This window comes from Clavibacter rahimiani, from assembly GCF_052654495.1.
This window is the reverse complement of sequence record NZ_CP199790.1, coordinates 1885517-1901843: the sequence shown is the minus strand read 5'-3', so window position 1 is coordinate 1901843 and position 16327 is coordinate 1885517. Positions and strand designations below refer to the sequence as shown.

The window sequence follows — 16327 nt, the reverse complement described above, 5'->3', positions numbered from 1 at the left end:
ATGCAGAGCACGCTGCCCCCGCAGAAGTTCGACGAGGTCGAGGAGGCCCTCAAGGACGTCATGGATCCCGAGCTCGGGATCAACATCGTCGACCTGGGCCTCATCTACGACCTGGCGTGGGACGACGAGAACGACGCCCTCATCATCCACATGACGCTGACGTCCGCGGGCTGCCCGCTGACCGACGTGCTCGAGGAGCAGACCGCGGAGGCGCTCGACGGCGTCGTGGCCGCGTTCCGCATCAACTGGGTGTGGATGCCGCCGTGGGGTCCCGAGAAGATCACCGACGACGGCCGCGACATGATGCGGGCGCTCGGCTTCTCGATCTGAGACCCGCGGCCCGCACCGCGACGACGACGGCCCCACCCGCCCGGGTGGGGCCGTCGTCGTCGCGGGGCCGGGCCGCGCTCCCGCCCCGGCGGGCCCCCGACCCCCGCGTCTCGTACACTGGACCGGTCGGGTCCGATGGACGCCCTCGACCGACCGGGCTCGACCCCCTCTGCTGCGGGTCGCCCTCCTCCCACGGACCGTGGGACATCCGCTGACCAGAAGGACCCCTCACCGTGCTCGCTGTACACGACCTGGAGCTGCGCGTCGGCGCCCGCGTCCTCATGGAGGACGTCTCGTTCCGGGTGAGCCCGGGGGACAAGATCGGCCTCGTCGGCCGCAACGGCGCCGGCAAGACCACGCTCACCAAGATCCTCGCGGGCGAGGGCCAGCCCACGGGCGGCCGCATCGACCGCTCCGGCGAGATCGGCTACCTCCCGCAGGACCCGCGCTCCGGCAACCCGGAGGACCTGGCGCGCACGCGCATCCTCGACGCGCGCGGGCTCGGCACGCTGTCGCTCGACATGCAGCGCGCGATGATCGACATGGCGTCGACCGACGACAAGGTCTCCGCCAAGGCGATGAAGGACTACGGCCGCCTCGAGGAGCGCTTCGTCGCGCTCGGCGGCTACGCGGCCGAGGCGGAGGCCGCGTCCATCGCGAGCAACCTCAGCCTGCCCGACCGGATCCTCGACCAGCCGCTCAGCACGCTCTCCGGCGGCCAGCGCCGCCGCATCGAGCTCGCGCGCATCCTCTTCTCCGGCGCCGACACGATGCTCCTCGACGAGCCCACCAACCACCTCGACGCCGACTCCGTCACCTGGCTCCGCGAGTTCCTCAAGGGGTACCAGGGCGGGCTCATCGTGATCAGCCACGACGTGGAGCTCGTCGGCGACACCGTCAACCGCGTGTTCTACCTCGACGCGAACCGCATGGTCATCGACATCTACAACATGGGCTGGAAGCACTACCAACGCCAGCGCGCCGCCGACGAGGAGCGCCGCAAGAAGGAGCGCGCCAACGTCGAGAAGAAGGCGGGCGTCCTCCAGCTGCAGGCCGCGAAGTTCGGGGCCAAGGCGTCGAAGGCCGCCGCCGCGCACCAGATGGTGCGGCGCGCCGAGAAGATGCTCTCCGGCCTCGAGGAGGTGCGCGCGGTCGACCGCGTGGCCAAGCTCCGCTTCCCCGAGCCCGTCGCCTGCGGGCGCACGCCGCTCATGGCGAGCGACCTCAGCAAGAACTACGGTTCACTCGAGATCTTCACGGCCGTCGACCTCGCCATCGACCGCGGCAGCAAGGTCGTGATCCTCGGCCTCAACGGCGCCGGCAAGACGACGCTGCTGCGGATCCTCGCGGGCGTCGACCAGCCCGACACCGGGCGGCTCGAGCCGGGCCACGGACTGCGCGTGGGCTACTACGCGCAGGAGCACGAGACGATCGACGTCAAGCGCAGCGTGCTGGAGAACATGGTCTCCTCCTCGCCCGACATCTCCGAGATGGAGGCGCGCCGCGTCCTCGGCTCGTTCCTCTTCACGGGCGACGACTCGGCGAAGCCCGCCGGCGTGCTCTCGGGCGGCGAGAAGACCCGCCTGGCGCTGGCGATGATCGTCGTGTCCGGCGCCAACGTGCTGCTGCTCGACGAGCCCACCAACAACCTCGACCCCGCGAGCCGCGAGGAGATCCTCGGCGCGCTCAACACGTACTCGGGTGCCGTGGTGCTCGTCAGCCACGACTCCGGCGCGGTCGAGGCGCTCAACCCGGAGCGGGTCCTCATCATGCCGGACGGCACCGAGGACCACTGGAGCCCCGACTACATGGACCTCATCGAGCTGGCCTGATCGACCTGGCCGCGCGTCAGCGCGCGTCGTCGAGGATGCGGTCCTCGACGTCCGCGTCCGACGGCCGCTTCCGCGCGCGCTTGGCCTGACGGGCGCGCTCGCGCTCCTGCTCCTCGGGGTCGTCCGCGTTGATGATCCGGTACTCGTTGCGCACGGCGATGCCGAGGCCCGCGAACCCGATGATCGCGAAGACGATCCACTGGAACGCGTACGACAGGTGGGGGCCCTCGTCCTCCGGCGGACGCGGCGTCGCGAACGGCGCGGCCTCCGCGGGGGCGGGATCCTCGGAGATCAGCAGCCCGTAGGCGCCGGTGTACGTCGGCGCGTCCACGCGGCCGGCGATGTCGGGCAGGTTGACCGTGGCGATCTGCCCCGCGGGCGCGGAGCGACCCGGCAGCTCGGGCTCGCCCGCCTTGAGGCGCGCGGTCACCGTGACCTGGCCCTCGGGCGGCGCGGGCACCGAGTCGGGGGAGTCCTGCGAGTTGCCGATGGGCACCCAGCCGCGGTCGACCACGAAGACGCGGCCGTCCTCCAGGCGCAGCGGCGTGAGGACCTCGAAGCCGGGCTGGCCGTTGAAGGGGCGGTTGCGCGCCAGCAGCTGCTCGTCGGCGAGGTAGGTGCCGGTCACGGTGACGGGCGTCCACTTCTGCGTGTCGACGTAGGCGGACGTGTCGGCGAGCACCTGGTCGACGGGCAGGGGAGCGCTGTCCCAGTTGTCCTCGACCTTGGCGATCTCCGCGAGCGCCTCATCGCGGCGCGCGAACTGCCAGTGGCTGAGCAGCACGCACGCGATGGCGAAGACCACGGCCACGAGGAGGTACCCGGCCCAGCGGCGGTTGAGCACGAAGCGCCAGCGGGTCATGCGATCGCCCCCTCGACGGGCGCGTCGATCGCGGCGACGCGCACGGGGAAGTCCCGGCCGGACAGGAAGTCGCGGAGGAACCCGACGTGCTCGTCGCACGCCGTCCACGTCTTCACCCGGTCGGCCGTGTGGATGCGCGGGTTGCGCCACTCGACGCGCCACGCGGCGTCCGCGCGGCAGCCGGCGCGCGAGCACTCGACGACGTCGGACGACGGCCCGGCGGATCCGAGGCCCCAGGAGGCGAGACCGCTCACGCCGCGTCGGGGGTCTCGGACGTGGAGTCGTCCCGGGCGGCGGCCGGGCGGGCCTCCGTCGCGGGCGTCGGGCCGCGACCCGTCTCGTACGTCGTGAAGGACGCGGGCATCGTGAACGGCTCGGGCGGCATGGAGGGCTCGGACGACGCGTACGGGGCGGACGCGGCGAACGGCGTCGCCCCCGCGGCGGGAGCCGAGGGCTCGGCCGGCGGCGGGAAGCCGGAGTGGCGCGCGGACACGACCACGACGCCGCCCGGGCGCTCGACCGCGGTGCCCTGGTTGCCGCCCACGTTCGCGAGGATGACCGCGAAGTAGGGGAGGACCACCGCGCCGATGGCGGCGACGGCCAGCCACCAGCCCTCGAGGAAGAGGCAGGACAGGATGCAGACCATGCGGATGGTCATGGCGATGGTGTACTTCACCATGCGGGCGTGACGGTCCTCCTGCGGGGACCGGGGGAGGCTGGTGACCGACTGCTGCGAGGTGGGCATGGGTGGTTGGCGTCCTTCGGGGGCGCGTCGCGCGCCCCATCAGGACAAGGGTACGCCGACCCACCGATAGGCTCGTCCGAGTCCGCAAGCCCCCTCCAAGCCGTAATGGAAGGTCCCCCATGAGCACCGAACGCACCGTCGTCGTCACCGGAGGCAACAGGGGGATCGGGTTCGCGATCGCCGAGGAGATGCTCCGCCGCGGACACCGCGTCGCGGTCACGGCCCGCTCGGGCCAGGGTCCCGAGGGCAGCCTCACCGTCCGCGCGGACGTCACCGACGCCGCGTCCGTGGACGCCGCGTTCGCCGAGGTCGAGGCCGCGTACGGTCCCGTCGAGGTCGTGGTCGCCAACGCCGGCATCACGCGCGACATGCTCATGATGCGCATGAACGACGACGACTTCACCGAGGTCGTCGACACCAACCTCGGCGGCGCCTTCCGCGTCGTCAAGCGGGCGTCGAAGGGCATGCTCAAGGCGCGCTTCGGCCGCATCGTCCTCATCTCCAGCGTCGTCGGCCTCTACGGGTCCGGCGGCCAGGTCAACTACGCCGCGTCCAAGAGCGGCCTGGTCGGCCTCGCCCGCTCGGTCACGCGCGAGCTCGGCGGCCGTGGGATCACCGCGAACGTCGTCGCCCCCGGCTTCATCGAGACCGACATGACGGCCGAGCTGCCCGAGGCCACCGCGGCGGAGTACAAGAAGTCGATTCCCGCCGGCCGGTACGGCACGGCCGCGGAGGTCGCCGGCGTCGTGGCGTGGATCTCCTCCGACGAGGCCGCCTACATCTCCGGCGCGGTCATCCCCGTCGACGGCGGCCTCGGCATGGGCCACTGACGCCGCCCGCCGGGGAGCGCGTCATGTCCGACCTCCTGGCGGCGTGGGACGCGGGTCCCGCCGCGCTCACCGAGCTGGGGGCCACGCACAACCACGCCTACCGCGTCGACGTCGACGGCGGAGCCCGGTACCTGCTGCGCCTGCACGTCGCGCGCCGCCAGCAGCACGAGATCGACCTCGAGCTCGACTGGCTGGCGATGCTCGCCGCCCGGGGCGGTACGTCCGTGCCGATCCCGCAGCGCACGCGCGCCGGCTCCTGGACGGCCACGGTCGAGGTCCCCGTCCCCGACGACGACGAGGTGGGCCTCCGGCGCGCGGTGGTCGGCGCGTCCGGCGGCCGCGTGGAGCGGCGCCTGGCGACCCTCCTCACCTGGCACGACGGCGAGATGCTGAGCAGCCTCCCCGCGTCCGCGGACGCCGGGCCCTTCGCCGAGACGCTGGCTGCCCTGCACGCCGCGGGCGCGGATCCGGCCGCCGTCGCCCTCGCGGGCCAGCGCCGGCGCTACGACGCCGACTACGCGACGACGCGGCTCGAGCGCCTGGTCGAGGGCTACCCGGGCATCATGGCCGACGGCTCCACGGCGGAGGCGCTGGCCGGCGCGATCGCGGAGCTGCGCGCGACGCTCGCGCAGGCCGGTCCACCGATCATGGTGCACGGCGACTACCACCCGGGCAACCTGATCCAGGGGCCGACCGGCGTCTCCGTCATCGACTTCGACCGGTGCGGGCTCGGCCCCGCGGGCCTCGACGTGGCCGCGGCGATCATGTACCTCGCGCCCCGGCAGCGCGCGCAGTTCCACCGCGCCTACACGGCGGCGGGCGGCAGCACGGGCGTCCCGGACGAGCGCTTCGGCGCCTTCATCTTCCTTGCGTACCTCGACAACGTCACCCACCTCGCGAGCCTGCCGTCGGAGCGCGAGCGGATGCCGGCGAACATCGCGCAGCTGGCGGCCATCGCCCGCGCCGTCGTCACGGGCTGACCCGCGGCCTGGGCGCCCGCCGCCTCAGCGGGGGAGGCCGAGGAGCGCGAGGACCTGCGCGAGGTCGCGGCGGTCGACGCACACGTCCGCGCGTCGGCGGACGGCCGGCTTCGCGTCGAACGCCACCGAGAGGCCGGCGACGGCCATCATCTCGAGGTCGTTGGCGCCGTCGCCCACCGCGACGACCCGGGCGAGCGGGATCCCGAGCTCCCGGCTCCACTCCTCGACGGCCGCCCGCTTGGCCGCCGCGTCGATGACGGGACCGGAGACCCGGCCCGTGAGGCGCCCGTCGGCGGACTCGAGCCTGTTCGCCCGCCAGCGGTCGAGCCCGAGGCGCTCGGCGAGCGGATCCAGCAGCTCGTGGAAGCCGCCCGAGACGACGGCGACGACGTGGCCGGCGTCGTGCAGCCCCGCGACCAGCCGCTCCGCCCCGGGCGTGAGGCGGATCCGGCCGCCGACCGTCGCGTGCACCGCGTCCGGCAGCCCCGCCAGCGTCGCCACGCGTGAGCGCAGGCTCTCGGCGAAGTCGAGCTCGCCGCGCATCGCCCGGTCGGTGACCTCCGCGACCTGCTCGAGCGATCCCGCCTCGGCGGCGAGCAGCTCGATGGCCTCGTCCTCGATGAGGGTCGAGTCGACGTCGAGCACGACGAGCATGCGCGGCAGGGCGCGGGCGACAGACGACGCCGCGGACGGCGGCGTCATCGGGAGGACGGCGCTCACGGGGTGACGCGCACGCCCTTGCCCACGACGGTGATGCCGCCGTCGGTCACGGTGAACCCGCGCTCGCGGTCGCGGTCGTGGTCCACGCCGACGGTCGCGCCGGGCGCGACCTCGACGTCCTTGTCGAGGATGGCGCGACGGATGTCCGCGCCCGCCCCGATGTGCACCTTGTCGAAGACGATCGAGTCGACGATCCGCGAGCCCGACTCCGCGATGACCCACGGGCCGAGGACGCTGCGCTCCACGTGCGCGCCGCTGATGACGCCGCCGAGCGACGTGATCGAGTCGATCATCGTGCCCGTGTTGCCCTGCGCGTCGCGGACGAACTTCGCGGGCGGGCTGTTGAGCTGCTGGCTGAAGATCGGCCAGTCCTTGTTGTAGAGGTTGAACACCGGCAGCGCCGAGATGAGGTCCTGGTGCGCGTCGAAGAAGGACTCGATCGTGCCGACGTCGCGCCAGTAGTAGCGGTCGCGGTCGTTGGCCCCGGGGACCTCGTTGCGGTTGAGGTCGTAGACGCCGGCGTTCCCCTGCTCCACGAACCACGGGACGATGTCGCCGCCCATGTCGTGCGCGGACTCGGCGTTCTCGCCGTCGCGGCGCACCGCGTCGATGAGCTGGTCGGTGTCGAAGACGTAGTTGCCCATGGAGGCGAGCACCTCGCCGGGGGAGTCGTCGAGCCCCACCGGGTCCTTCGGCTTCTCCAGGAACGCGCGGATGGCGGCCGGGTTCGCGGGATCCGTGTCGATCACGCCGAACTGGTCGGCCAGCTCGATGGGCTGCCGGATGGCGGCGACCGTCGCGCCGCGACCCGACGCGATGTGCGCGTCGATCATCTGGCTGAAGTCCATGCGGTACACGTGGTCGGCGCCGACCACGACGACGATGTCGGGCTTCTCGTCGTTGATGAGGTTGAGGCTCTGCAGGATGGCGTCGGCCGATCCGCTGAACCACCGCTTGCCGAGCCGCTGCTGCGCGGGCACCGAGGCGATGTAGGAGTTGAGCATCTGGTTGAGGCGCCAGGTCTGCGACACGTGGCGGTCGAGCGAGTGCGACTTGTACTGCGTCAGCACGACGATCTGCGTGAGGCCCGAGTTGATGAGGTTCGACAGCGCGAAGTCGATGAGCCGGTACTGCCCGCCGAACGGGACGGCGGGCTTGGCCCGGTCCGCGGTGAGCGGCATGAGCCGCTTGCCCTCGCCGCCGGCGAGCACGATTCCAAAGATCTTCTTCGATGCCATTGCCCCAGCGTAGATGCACGCCAGGGCATGTACTAGCGTTCGACCAATGCGAGCAGACGTGATCACCAAGGAGTATCCGCCCGAGGTCTACGGGGGTGCCGGCGTGCACGTCACCGAGCTCGTGAAGGCCATGCGCCAGCGGACCGAGGTGGTCGTCCGCGCCTTCGGGGCGCCGCGGGACGAGCCCGGCGTCTTCTCCTACCCGGTCCCCGCGGAGCTCGCGGGCGCCAACGCGACGCTGCAGACCATGGCCGTCGACCTCGCCATCGCGAGCGACGTGGCGGGCGCCGACGTCGTCCACTCCCACACCTGGTACGCGAACCACGCGGGCCACGTCGCGTCGATGCTGCACGGCATCCCGCACGTCGTCACCGCGCACAGCCTCGAGCCCCTGCGCCCGTGGAAGGCGGAGCAGCTGGGCGGCGGCTACCGCGTCTCCAGCTGGATCGAGCGCACGGCCTACGAGGCGGCCGACGCCGTCATCGCCGTCAGCGACGGCATGAAGCGCGACATCCTCCGCTCGTACCCGGCGCTCGACGAGGCCCGGGTGCACACCGTCTACAACGGCATCGACCTCGAGGCCTGGGCGCCCGTGCACGACGACGAGCTCGTCCGCTCCCTCGGCATCGACCCGTCGCGCCCCTCGGTCGTGTTCGTCGGCCGCATCACCCGGCAGAAGGGCCTGCCCTACCTCCTCCGCGCGGCCGCCCTGCTGCCCGCCGACGTGCAGATGGTGCTGTGCGCCGGGGCGCCGGACACCCCGCAGATCATGGAGGAGGTCACGGCCCTCGTCCGCGGCCTGCAGGAGGAGCGCTCCGGCGTCGTCTGGATCGACCGGCTCCTGCCGCGTCGCGAGCTGTCCGCGGTGCTCACGGCCGGCACGGTCTTCGTCTGCCCGTCCGTCTACGAGCCCCTCGGCATCGTGAATCTCGAGGCGATGGCCTGCGGCGCGCCCGTCGTCGGCACCGCCACGGGCGGGATCCCCGAGGTCGTCGCCGACGGCGTCACCGGCCGGCTCGTCCCCATCGACCAGGCCACCGACGGCACGGGGACGCCCACCGACCCCGAGCGCTTCGTCCGCGACCTCGCCGCCGCCCTCACCGAGGTCGTGCAGGATCCGGACGCCGCCCGGCGCATGGGCGAGGCCGGCCGCGTGCGCGCCGAGCGCGAGTTCGGCTGGGACCGGATCGCCCGCCAGACCGAGGCGATCTACGCGTCGATCCTGCGCTGACCGCGGATTGCGCAGGCCCCGCCGAGCGGCCCGTCGACCTCGCACGGGCGGGCCGCGCGCGGGGTCCGGGCCGGTAGACTCGTGGGCATGAGCCACGTCCTCTCCCTGTCCGGAGTGTCCTTCGTCCGGAACGGGACGACCATCCTCGACCGCGTGGACTGGACGGTGGACGGCGACGAGCGCTGGGTCGTCCTCGGCCCGAACGGCGCGGGCAAGACGAGCCTCCTGCAGATCGCCTCCGCCATGGCGCACCCGTCCTCGGGCACGGCCACGGTCCTCGACCACGAGCTCGGCCGCGTCGACGTGTTCGAGCTGCGCTCGCGCATCGGCTTCGCCTCCACCGCCATGGCCCGGCGCATCCCCGCCGACGAGACCGTGCTCGACGTGGTCCTCACCGCGGCGTACTCGGTCACCGGCCGCTGGAACGAGGACTACGAGGACATCGACGTGCGCCGCGCCCAGCGCGTGCTCGCGGAGTGGCGCCTCGACCACCTCGAGCAGCGCCGCTTCGGCACGCTGAGCGACGGCGAGCAGAAGCGCGTCCAGATCGCCCGCTCGATCATGACCGACCCCGAGCTCCTCCTCCTCGACGAGCCGGCCGCGAGCCTCGACCTCGGCGCCCGCGAGGAGCTGCTGCAGCTGCTCGGCGGCTACGCGTCGGCACCCGAGGCGCCCGGCATCGTCATGGTCACGCACCACGTGGAGGAGATCCCGCGCGGGTTCACGCACGGCCTGCTGCTCCGCGAGGGCCAGGTCGTCGCGGCGGGCCCGCTCGCGGACGTCATCACGGCCGAGATGCTCGGCCGCACGTTCGGCCTCGAGCTCGAGGTCACGCAGGACGACGGGCGCTTCACGGCCCGCGCCGTCCGCTCCTGATCCCGTCTCGGCGAGTCCCGGCGCGCCGACCCGTGCCGGGCACCCGTCTGGTAGGCTCGTCCACTGGTCCGGTGATCATCCCGGCCGCCCACGCTTCCCACGCACACACCAGAAACGACGAAGGACACCCCCGATGAAGACCGCCATCCACCCCCAGTACGCCCCGGTCGTCTTCCGCGACCTCGCCTCCGGTGAGACCTTCCTCACGCGCTCCACCGTGGGCAGCTCGAAGACCATCGAGTGGGAGGACGGCAACACGTACCCCGTCATCGACGTCGAGATCTCGAGCGCCTCGCACCCGTTCTACACGGGCAAGCAGCGCATCATGGACTCCGCCGGCCGCGTCGAGAAGTTCAACTCGCGCTACGCCGGCTTCGGCAAGAAGTAGCAGCCACCCGCTGCACCACGAAGGGCGCCCGGCTCCGGCCGGGCGCCCTTCGTCGTCCCCGCGGCGCCGCAGCCCGGATGCGGGGCGGCGCCGGGGAGCGGCGGATCAGGATCCGACGTGCCGCTCCGGCCACGCGCCCGACGTCGTGAAGGCCGGGTCGCGCGTGCGGCGCATGTAGTCCTGGAAGCTCTCGGCCTGGACGCGGGACCAGTCGACCTGCCGGTCGTGCAGGTCGAGCACGGGGATGTCGAGCTGGTCGGCGTAGCGCCCGGCGATGGCTTGGGCGACGCGGCCCGCGGCGATGGCGTCGGCGCCTGCGTCGTGCGCGTCGTCGAGCCGGACGCCGTAGTGCTCCGCCGCGACGGACAGGGTGCGCTTGCCGCGGCGGTACGTGTCGACCGCCTTGTCGATGACGAGCGGGTCGATGACCGGGCCCGTGTCGCGCAGCGGCTCCACGCCGTGGCGTACGGCCTCGCGGTTGAGGAGCGTGAGGTCGTAGGGCGCGTTGTAGACGACGAGCGCGAGGCCGCGCGCGAACATCTCGCGGATGGTGGTCACGATCTCGAGCACCACGGCCGCGGCGTCCCGTCCCTCCGCCTGCGCGCGCTCCGTCGTGACGCCGTGGATGGCCGCGGCGCCCGCGGGGATCTCGACGCCGGGGTCCGCGAGCCAGTCGTGGCGCTCGAGGACCTCGCCCCGCTCATCCAGCACGACGATGCACGCCGTGACGATGCGCGCGGTCTCGACGTCCACCCCCGTCGTCTCGAGGTCGAACGAGGCCAGGGTGTCGTGCCAGCGGGAGGTCATCCTGTAGATGCTACGGGCGACCGCCGATGGCGGGCGCGCCCATGTGGAGCCAGTAGAAGCTCTGCGTGGCGAGCGTGAGGGTCAGGCGGCCGTCGTCGCCGACGGTCGGGAAGACGCCGCCGCCGAAGAGGTCGTACAGCTGGGATCCCGCGAAGTCCGACGCGTCGATCGTGACCGAGACCGGGTTGTGCGCGAACGAGAACACGCAGAGCACGTCCTCGGCGCGGTCGCCGAAGTGCGTGCCGCTGCCCTCGTAGGAGCGCACGAACGCGAGCACACTCTCGTGGTCGGTCGGGAGGACCCGGATGGTGCCCTGGCCGAACACCGGGTGGGCCTTCCGCACGTGGATGACGTTGCGGACCCAGTGCAGCAGCGAGCGGGACTGCGCGAGCTGCGACTCCACGTTGATCTGCGCGTAGTTGTAGACGAGCGACTGCACGACGGGCAGGTAGAGCTTCCCCGGGTCGGCGGTCGAGAAGCCGGCGTTGCGGTCCGGGGTCCACTGCATGGGCGTGCGGGACGCGTCGCGGTCCGGGAGCCAGATGTTGTCGCCCATGCCGATCTCGTCCCCGTAGTAGAGGAACGGGCTGCCGGGGAGCGAGAACAGGAGCGCGTGCACGAGCTCGAGCTCGGCGCGCGAGTTGTCGAGCAGCGGCGCCAGGCGGCGGCGGATGCCGATGTTGACGCGCATGCGCGGGTCATACGCGTACCAGCCGTACATGGCCTGGCGGTACTCCTCGCTCACCATCTCGAGCGTGAGCTCGTCGTGGTTGCGGAGGAACACGCCCCAGGCCGCACCCTCCGGGATCTCGAACGTCTCGCTCATGATCCGCTTCAGCTCGTCCGCGGTCTGCGAGCGGAGGGAGTAGAAGATGCGCGGCATGATCGGGAAGTCGAACGCCATGTGGCACTCGGGCTCCTCCTCGGTGCCGAGGAACGCGGAGACCTCGCGGGGCCACTGGTTGGCCTCGGCGATGAGGATCCGGCCCGGGTACTCCTCGTCGACCATGGCGCGCAGGCGCTTGAGGAACTCGTGCGTGGCCGGCTCGCCCTCGCCGTTGCCCTCCTCGGTCTCGTAGAGGTACGGGATCGCGTCGAGGCGGAGGCCGTCGACGCCCATGTCGAGCCAGTGGCGGATGACGCCGTAGATGGCCTCGTGCACCTTCGGGTTGTCGAAGTTGAGGTCGGGCTGGTGCGAGAAGAAGCGGTGGAAGAAGAACTGGCGGCGCACCGGGTCGAAGGTCCAGTTGGACTCCTCGGTGTCGACGAAGATGACGCGGATGTCCTCGTACTTCTCGTCGGTGTCGCTCCAGACGTAGAAGTCGCCGTAGGGGCCGTCCGGGTCGGAGCGGGACTGCTGGAACCACTCGTGCTGGTCGGAGGTGTGGTTCATCACGAGGTCGATGACGATGCGCATGTTGCGCTCGTGCGACTTGGTGACGAGCTCCTTGAAGTCGTCGAGGGTGCCGAACTCGGGCAGCACCGCCATGTAGTCGCTGATGTCGTAGCCGCCGTCGCGGAGCGGGGACTGGAAGAACGGGGGCAGCCACAGGCCGTCGATGCCGAGCCACTGCAGGTAGTCGAGCTTGGAGATGAGGCCCTGGATGTCGCCCGTGCCGTCGCCGTTGGAGTCGACGAAGGAGCGGATCATCACCTCGTAGAAGACCGAGCGCTTGTACCACTGCTTGTCGAGGGTGAGTCCGGGCAGGGTGATGGGGGCGGTGAAGCTCACGGTTCTCCTCGTGGGGGCGACGGGGCGTCGACGGAAGGGCGGGGAAGGCTCGTGGGCAACTCTAGGCGGGGCGGACGAGCGCCGGAGGCCCGGCGCGCCCGGGGGCGCGGGCGGCCCCCGCTCGTAGACTCGACCCCGATGACCGTCCCCTCGCCCTACGCCGCCCAGCTCGATCGCATCCCCGTGGTCCGCCGCACCGTCGACCTCCTCGGGAGCCGCACCGCCTGGTGGGAGTACGGGCCCGCGGACGCCGAGCAGGTGCTCGTCGTCGTGCACGGGTTCCGCGGGGACCACCACGGGCTCGAGCCGGTCGTGGCGCAGCTGCCGGGCGTGCGGATCCTCTCGCCCGACCTGCCGGGCTTCGGCGACTCGACGCCGCTCGCGGACGCGCGGCACGACATCCCCGGCTACTCCGCGTGGCTCGGCGCGTTCGTCGACGCCACGGGCACGCGCGACGCCACCGTGCTCGGGCACTCGTTCGGGTCCATCGTCGTGTCGGCCGCGCTCGCCGACGGGCTGCCGAGCCCGCGGGCGATCCTCGTCAACCCGATCGCCGCGCCCGCGCTCGAGGGGCCGCGCGGGATCCTCACCCGCCTCGCCGTCCTCTACTACCGCGCCGCCGCGGTGCTCCCCGAGCGCGCGGGCTTCGGCCTGCTGCGCAACCGCGCGATCGTGCGCGTGATGAGCGAGGCCATGGCGAAGACCCGCGACCGCGGCCTCCGCCGGTGGATCAACGACCAGCACGACCGCTTCTTCAGCGCGTTCAGCGACCGCCGCGTGGTGCTCGAGGCGTTCCGCGCGTCGGTGTCGTCCGACGCGAGCACGTACGCGCCGCGCGTGCGGGTGCCCGTGCTGCTGGTCGCCGCCGAGCGCGACGACATCACACCCGTCGCGGCCCAGCACCGCCTGCGCGCGCTGTTCGCCGACGCGCGGCTCGAGGTGATCCCGCGGGTCGGGCACCTCATCCACTACGAGACGCCCGGGGAGGCCGCGGGCTTCGTCCGCCGCTTCCTCGACGAGGGGAGCGCGTCGTGAGGCTCGTGTTCGACTGCCGGTACACGCGCATCGGCCGGCACGACGGGATCAGCCGCTACGGTGCCGAGCTCGTCGCCCGGCTGGGCGCGCGCTTCGACGTGACCATGCTCATCAGCGACCACCGCCAGCTCGCGCTCCTGCCCGACCTGCCGTGGCAGCTGGTCAGCTCGCCGACGGGACCCCGCGAGCCGTGGGTCGCGCGTCGGATCTCGCGGCTGCGACCGGACGTCGTCTACAGCCCGATGCAGACCATGGGCTCGCGCGGGCGCACGTACCCGCTCGTGCTCACGCTGCACGACCTCATCTACTACCGGCACCGGCGCCCGCCGCGCGACCTGCCCGCGCCCGTGCGCGCCCTGTGGCGCGCGTTCCACCTGGCGTGGTGGCCCCAGCGGCTGCTGCTCGACCGGGCGGACGCGATCGTCACGGTGAGCGAGACGACGCGCGGCCTCATCCGCCGCCACCGCCTGACGACACGGCCCGTGGTCGTGGTGCCGAACGCGGCCGAGCTCGCGCCCGCCCCCGACGGGACGCCGGACGGGCCCCGGGACGCCCCGGAGGAGCGCACGCTCGTCTACATGGGCTCGTACATGCCCTACAAGAACGTCGAGACGCTCGTGCGCGCGGCGGACGACCTGCCCGAGCACGAGCTGCAGCTCATGAGCCGCATCGCCCCGGCGGAGCGCGAGCGGCTGGAGGCGCTGGCCGACGGCGCCCGGCTGGTCTTCCGCGACGGCGCGAGCGACGCCGAGTACGCCGCGACACTGCGCCGCGCCACCGCGCTCCTCACCGCGTCGCGCGACGAGGGCTTCGGCATCCCCGTCGTGGAGGCCATGAGCGTCGGGCTGCCGGTCGTGGTCAGCGACATCCCGATCTTCCGCGAGATCGGCGGCGACGCGGCCGTGTACGTCGACCCGGACGACCCCGAGGGGTTCGCCGCGGCCGTGCGCGCGCTGGAGGACCCGGCGGAGTGGCGGCGGCGGTCGGCGGCGTGCTCCGCGCGGGCGGCGGAGTACGGCTGGGACCGCTCGGCCGAGGTGCTCGGCGACCTCCTGGAGCAGGTCGCGCGCACGGGGCGCCGCGGCGCCTGAGCGGGCGGCCGGCCGCTCCCGGGACGCGCGGGGCCGCGGTCAGGTGACGTGGATCCGGCGGCGGCTCAGGCGCGGCGCGCGGTGTCGAGGTCGGCGATCGCCCCGAGGTCCGCGACCCCGCCGAAACGCAGCAGCGACAGCTCGCCGTCGACCACGCCGAACGTGTGCGCCGAGCCGTTCTCGATCATGGGGCCGGGGCGCCCGACGAGCGAGGCGTCGAGGCTCCGCGCGAGCGCCGCGATGACGCCGCCGTGCGACACCGCGATGATCGACCCGCCCGGGTGGATCTCGGCGAGGCGGAGGAGCGCGGCTCCCGCCCGCTCGGTCACGGACTCGACGGTCTCGCGCCCCGGCACGTCGCCGTCGGGGAAGCGCGCCTCGATCTCCTGGTGCGTGAGCCCCTCCGCGAGGCCGTAGCGGCGCTCGGCCAGCGCGGGCTCGGGCATCGGGCCCGGCGTCGGGGCGCCGCCGAGCGCGAGGTGCTCGGCGATGATCGACGCGGTCTCGAAGGCGCGGCTGAGCGGGCTCGCGTGGATCGCGTCCCAGCCGGCGCCGCCCGCGACCGCCTCGGCGAGGAGGGCGCCCGCGGTGGCGGCCTGCGCGCGGCCGGTGTCGTCGAGGGGGATGTCGCTCGACCCCTGCACGCGGCGCTCCACGTTCCACGCGGTGCGGCCGTGGCGGACGAGGACGACGCGCGTCACGACGCGAGCTCCGTCGCGATGGCGCGGAGGGTCTCGCTCGTGCCGCCCTCCAGGCGCACGGTCGCGCGGGTGTCGCCCTTGGTGACGCCGCGGTTGAGGATCACGATCGGCATGCGGCTCCTCCGGGCGAGCTCGAGCAGGCGGATGCCGGAGTTGACCGCGAGGGACGACCCGGCGATGAGGAGCACGTCCGCGTCGGAGACGATGGCGCTCGCCTCGCGGAAGCGCTCGGTGGGCACGAGCTCGCCGAAGAAGACCACGTCGGGCTTCAGCATGCCGCCGCAGACGCTGCACACGGGGATCCGGAACCGGTCGACGTCGTGCACCTGCGCGTCGCCGTCCGGGTTCAGCTCCACCGCGTCGGGCTGGTCGAGCCAGGGGTTCTCCGCGCTGATGCGCTCGGCGATCGCGGAGCGCGCGTAGGCCTGGCCGCACTCGAGGCAGAGGACCCGGTCGAGCGAGCCGTGCAGGTTGACGACGCGGCGGGACCCGGCGCGCTCGTGCAGGCCGTCGACGTTCTGCGTGACGACGCCGCCCACGACGCCCGCGAGCTCGAGGTCGGCGAGCGCGGCGTGGCCGTCGTTGGGGCGCGCGGAGCTGAACGCCTTCCAGCCGAGGTGGCCGCCCGCCCAGTAGCGGCGGCGGAAGTCGTCGCCCTCGCTGCGGAACTGCTGGAACGTCATCGGGTTCCGCTTGGGGGCGCCCTCGCCGCGGTAGTCGGGGATGCCGGAGTCGGTGCTGAGGCCGGCGCCCGTGAGGACGGCGGTGCGGCGGCCGCGCATCAGCTCGACGGCCTCGGCGATCGTCGACCCCGCGGGGGGTCGGGGATCATCACGGAGAGCGGTGCTCATGGGGCCTCCCGGTGCCGAGCGGACGCCTCGCCCTGTCGGCGGGCGGCGACGGGGCAGGGCATCATTGTCCTGCCGAGT

Annotated in this window: 18 protein-coding genes; 9 read left to right on the top strand and 9 right to left on the bottom strand. The window is 72.8% G+C overall.

Annotation, left to right across the window (positions count from 1 at the left end; genetic code table 11):
* Nucleotides 1-330: a metal-sulfur cluster assembly factor gene (locus tag ACT7CP_RS09055; RefSeq protein WP_191149136.1), complete on the top strand. Its 330-nt coding sequence runs from the start codon at nt 1-3 to the stop codon at nt 328-330.
* 233 nt (nt 331-563) lie between these two features.
* Nucleotides 564-2162: an ABC-F family ATP-binding cassette domain-containing protein gene (locus tag ACT7CP_RS09050; protein WP_307500959.1), complete on the top strand. Its 1599-nt coding sequence runs from the start codon at nt 564-566 to the stop codon at nt 2160-2162.
* A gap of 16 nt (nt 2163-2178) precedes the next feature.
* Here ACT7CP_RS09050 and ACT7CP_RS09045 read toward each other — a convergent pair whose 3' ends face one another.
* From ACT7CP_RS09045 to ACT7CP_RS09035, 3 genes are read right to left on the bottom strand one after another with little or no spacing between them, the layout of a single operon-like run.
* The gene (locus ACT7CP_RS09045) at nt 2179-3024 is read right to left on the bottom strand and encodes an SURF1 family cytochrome oxidase biogenesis protein (RefSeq protein ID WP_445441975.1); all 846 of its coding nucleotides are present in this window, start codon (nt 3022-3024) and stop codon (nt 2179-2181) included.
* Nucleotides 3021-3278, bottom strand: coding sequence for a hypothetical protein (locus ACT7CP_RS09040; protein WP_445441974.1), 258 nt, complete (start codon nt 3276-3278; stop codon nt 3021-3023). Before ACT7CP_RS09040 ends, ACT7CP_RS09045 begins: the two co-directional genes overlap by 4 nt.
* Nucleotides 3275-3769, bottom strand: a complete 495-nt coding sequence (locus ACT7CP_RS09035; RefSeq protein ID WP_445441973.1) for a DUF3099 domain-containing protein — start codon at nt 3767-3769, stop codon at nt 3275-3277. The genes ACT7CP_RS09040 and ACT7CP_RS09035 overlap by 4 nt, the downstream gene beginning before the upstream one ends.
* Before the next feature lie 119 nt (nt 3770-3888).
* Between ACT7CP_RS09035 and fabG the strand changes: the two genes are divergently transcribed.
* Both fabG and ACT7CP_RS09025 read left to right on the top strand, forming a co-directional pair.
* Nucleotides 3889-4599, top strand: coding sequence for a 3-oxoacyl-ACP reductase FabG (gene fabG / locus ACT7CP_RS09030; protein WP_445441972.1), 711 nt, complete (start codon nt 3889-3891; stop codon nt 4597-4599).
* 23 nt (nt 4600-4622) lie between these two features.
* Nucleotides 4623-5579 (top strand): phosphotransferase enzyme family protein, encoded by a 957-nt coding sequence (locus tag ACT7CP_RS09025; RefSeq protein WP_445441971.1) that lies wholly within the window; start codon nt 4623-4625, stop codon nt 5577-5579.
* A 24-nt stretch (nt 5580-5603) separates the two neighbouring features.
* Here the strand turns inward: ACT7CP_RS09025 and serB are convergent, their stop codons facing one another.
* Together serB and ACT7CP_RS09015 are read right to left on the bottom strand one after the other, a co-directional pair.
* Entirely contained in the window at nt 5604-6299 is a 696-nt protein-coding gene (serB, locus tag ACT7CP_RS09020) for a phosphoserine phosphatase SerB (RefSeq protein ID WP_445441970.1), read from the bottom strand.
* Nucleotides 6296-7537, bottom strand: coding sequence for a glucose-1-phosphate adenylyltransferase (locus ACT7CP_RS09015; protein ID WP_413962837.1), 1242 nt, complete (start codon nt 7535-7537; stop codon nt 6296-6298). The genes serB and ACT7CP_RS09015 overlap by 4 nt, the downstream gene beginning before the upstream one ends.
* A gap of 46 nt (nt 7538-7583) precedes the next feature.
* Here ACT7CP_RS09015 and glgA point away from each other — a divergent pair, with 46 nt between their 5' ends.
* The 3 genes from glgA (at nt 7584) to ACT7CP_RS09000 (ending at nt 10032) form a co-directional block, all read left to right on the top strand.
* Nucleotides 7584-8768 (top strand): glycogen synthase, encoded by a 1185-nt coding sequence (gene glgA, locus ACT7CP_RS09010; protein WP_445441969.1) that lies wholly within the window; start codon nt 7584-7586, stop codon nt 8766-8768.
* Between the two features lie 87 nt (nt 8769-8855).
* The gene (locus tag ACT7CP_RS09005; RefSeq protein WP_445441968.1) at nt 8856-9644 is read left to right on the top strand and encodes an ABC transporter ATP-binding protein; all 789 of its coding nucleotides are present in this window, start codon (nt 8856-8858) and stop codon (nt 9642-9644) included.
* Nucleotides 9645-9777: 133 nt separating this feature from the next.
* Nucleotides 9778-10032, top strand: coding sequence for a type B 50S ribosomal protein L31 (locus ACT7CP_RS09000; RefSeq protein WP_191146726.1), 255 nt, complete (start codon nt 9778-9780; stop codon nt 10030-10032).
* 105 nt (nt 10033-10137) lie between these two features.
* On the opposite strand, the gene ACT7CP_RS08995 is transcribed toward ACT7CP_RS09000, so the two are convergent.
* Both ACT7CP_RS08995 and treS read right to left on the bottom strand, forming a co-directional pair.
* The gene (locus ACT7CP_RS08995) at nt 10138-10839 is read right to left on the bottom strand and encodes a 3'-5' exonuclease (protein ID WP_307500967.1); all 702 of its coding nucleotides are present in this window, start codon (nt 10837-10839) and stop codon (nt 10138-10140) included.
* Between the two features lie 10 nt (nt 10840-10849).
* Nucleotides 10850-12571: a maltose alpha-D-glucosyltransferase gene (gene treS, locus ACT7CP_RS08990; RefSeq protein ID WP_191146724.1), complete on the bottom strand. Its 1722-nt coding sequence runs from the start codon at nt 12569-12571 to the stop codon at nt 10850-10852.
* 138 nt (nt 12572-12709) lie between these two features.
* Between treS and ACT7CP_RS08985 the strand changes: the two genes are divergently transcribed.
* Both ACT7CP_RS08985 and ACT7CP_RS08980 read left to right on the top strand, forming a co-directional pair.
* Nucleotides 12710-13606 carry an alpha/beta fold hydrolase gene (locus ACT7CP_RS08985; protein ID WP_445441967.1) on the top strand — a complete coding sequence of 299 codons (897 nt, stop codon included), beginning with the start codon at nt 12710-12712 and terminating at the stop codon, nt 13604-13606.
* A complete protein-coding gene (locus ACT7CP_RS08980; RefSeq protein WP_445441966.1) occupies nt 13603-14697 on the top strand; it encodes a glycosyltransferase family 4 protein in 1095 nt (364 codons plus the stop codon). The genes ACT7CP_RS08985 and ACT7CP_RS08980 overlap by 4 nt, the downstream gene beginning before the upstream one ends.
* Before the next feature lie 65 nt (nt 14698-14762).
* Here the strand turns inward: ACT7CP_RS08980 and ACT7CP_RS08975 are convergent, their stop codons facing one another.
* Entirely contained in the window at nt 14763-15398 is a 636-nt protein-coding gene (locus ACT7CP_RS08975) for a histidine phosphatase family protein (RefSeq protein ID WP_445441965.1), read from the bottom strand.
* On the bottom strand, nt 15395-16249 hold the full coding sequence (locus ACT7CP_RS08970) for a Sir2 family NAD-dependent protein deacetylase (RefSeq protein ID WP_445441964.1): 855 nt from the start codon (nt 16247-16249) through the stop codon (nt 15395-15397). Before ACT7CP_RS08970 ends, ACT7CP_RS08975 begins: the two co-directional genes overlap by 4 nt.
* Nucleotides 16250-16327: the final 78 nt, after the last annotated feature.

Excerpts from the sequence above, each read along its gene's own strand:
- ACT7CP_RS09055 (WP_191149136.1), top strand. The coding sequence starts at position 1 with ATGCAGAGCACGCTGCCCCCGCAGAAGTTCGACGAGGTCGAGGAGGCC.
- ACT7CP_RS09045 (WP_445441975.1), bottom strand. The coding sequence starts at position 3,024 with ATGACCCGCTGGCGCTTCGTGCTCAACCGCCGCTGGGCCGGGTACCTC.
- ACT7CP_RS09035 (WP_445441973.1), bottom strand. The coding sequence starts at position 3,769 with ATGCCCACCTCGCAGCAGTCGGTCACCAGCCTCCCCCGGTCCCCGCAG.
- fabG (WP_445441972.1), top strand. The coding sequence starts at position 3,889 with ATGAGCACCGAACGCACCGTCGTCGTCACCGGAGGCAACAGGGGGATC.
- ACT7CP_RS09025 (WP_445441971.1), top strand. The coding sequence starts at position 4,623 with ATGTCCGACCTCCTGGCGGCGTGGGACGCGGGTCCCGCCGCGCTCACC.
- ACT7CP_RS09015 (WP_413962837.1), bottom strand. The coding sequence starts at position 7,537 with ATGGCATCGAAGAAGATCTTTGGAATCGTGCTCGCCGGCGGCGAGGGC.
- glgA (WP_445441969.1), top strand. The coding sequence starts at position 7,584 with ATGCGAGCAGACGTGATCACCAAGGAGTATCCGCCCGAGGTCTACGGG.
- ACT7CP_RS09005 (WP_445441968.1), top strand. The coding sequence starts at position 8,856 with ATGAGCCACGTCCTCTCCCTGTCCGGAGTGTCCTTCGTCCGGAACGGG.
- ACT7CP_RS09000 (WP_191146726.1), top strand. The coding sequence starts at position 9,778 with ATGAAGACCGCCATCCACCCCCAGTACGCCCCGGTCGTCTTCCGCGAC.
- ACT7CP_RS08995 (WP_307500967.1), bottom strand. The coding sequence starts at position 10,839 with ATGACCTCCCGCTGGCACGACACCCTGGCCTCGTTCGACCTCGAGACG.
- ACT7CP_RS08985 (WP_445441967.1), top strand. The coding sequence starts at position 12,710 with ATGACCGTCCCCTCGCCCTACGCCGCCCAGCTCGATCGCATCCCCGTG.
- ACT7CP_RS08970 (WP_445441964.1), bottom strand. The coding sequence starts at position 16,249 with ATGAGCACCGCTCTCCGTGATGATCCCCGACCCCCCGCGGGGTCGACG.